The organism is Gilliamella sp. B3023 (assembly GCF_026536845.1).
In the GTDB taxonomy this organism is placed as follows: Bacteria; Pseudomonadota; Gammaproteobacteria; order Enterobacterales; family Orbaceae; genus Gilliamella; species Gilliamella apicola_E.
In genome coordinates this window covers 1-1,166 of the sequence record NZ_JAFNNH010000053.1, presented here as the reverse complement: position 1 = coordinate 1,166, position 1,166 = coordinate 1, and the positions used below count along the sequence as shown (strand labels likewise).

2 protein-coding genes are annotated in these 1,166 nt (G+C 32.8%); both read left to right on the top strand.

What is annotated here, in order from left to right:
* The first annotated feature begins 511 nt into the window (after window positions 1-511).
* Entirely contained in the window at window positions 512-796 is a 285-nt protein-coding gene (locus tag J3U16_RS11905; RefSeq protein ID WP_267343190.1) for a hypothetical protein, read from the top strand.
* A gap of 155 nt (window positions 797-951) precedes the next feature.
* Window positions 952-1,166 (top strand): hypothetical protein (locus J3U16_RS11900; RefSeq protein WP_267343189.1); only part of this gene is annotated, 215 nt, incomplete at its 3' end.

The following is a 1,166-nucleotide window of genomic DNA, read 5'->3' as shown; positions in this document are numbered from 1 at the left end:
CGTCTTACATTTATGAAAAATATAAAGATGACCCAAGTTTTTATCCAGATGATTGGGATAAGATAAATAATTACTATGAAAAAATTGTAGCCTTAGATTTTGTGCGTAATCGAACTAAAGAAAATTTAGAATATTCCTGGCTAATTGAGATGTAATAATGAAACTTGATAATTTAGATAATCTCTTTGAGCAGATAGAGCAGACAACTAAAAGTCAGCGGGTTTCAAATTTTAATCTGACTAATGCCAATCACCCTAAAAACCCCTATACCCAAGAAGTGTATCAAGCTAATTATGTTAATACTTGAATAGTATTGATAATGTCAATAGTAAAGCGAAGGTCGCAGTCACGCAGTGAACAAGCGAGCATTTGGCGTATTGACAACCCACCAAGTCCAATCCTTTAGAGCCAACAGAAAAGTACACATGGCGAGCCTTTCAACTTGGACGACTTTTAAAAATTTTTTATAATTCATCCGTTAATATCACTAAAACTACGTAAGGAGCGCGATATGTGGGACCAAAAAGAAAGAATTGATAGAATGGAACGACGCTTAAGAAATGAATTTAGACATGCCTTGGCGGTAAATTTAATTACACAAGAACAACATGACAACTACCTGCAAGAACTCAATGAATTAACCTATTATGTTTATGAAAAATATAAAGATAGCTTGGCTTTTTATGATGAGGATTGGATTAAAATTAATGACTATTATGAAAAAATTGTAGGATTAGATTTTATTCGTAGTAGGACAAAAGAGGGGTTAGAAGGTGACTGGCTTATAGAGATGTAAATAATGACAGCAGACAATATTAATCGACTTTTCGATCAAATACAGCAAGTTAATAATCAAGGGACTTCGAACTTTACACAAACCAATGCAACCCCAAAAAAAATTTGTTTATAATTCAGCCGTTAATATCACCAAAACTACCTAAGGAGTGCGGTATGCGAGACCAAAAAGAACGAGTGGAAACAATTGAAAGTACCATGAAAAATGAATTCAGACATGCTTTGGCGGTAAATTTAATTACACAAGAACAACATGACAACTATCTGCAGGAGCTCAATAAATTAACGTCTTACATTTATGAAAAATATAAAGATGACCCAAGTTTTTATCCAGATGATTGGGATAAGATAAATAATTACTATGAAAAAAT

Bases quoted from the DNA above. Each gene is read 5' to 3' on its own strand.
- J3U16_RS11905 (WP_267343190.1), top strand. From the start codon at position 512: ATGTGGGACCAAAAAGAAAGAATTGATAGAATGGAACGACGCTTAAGA.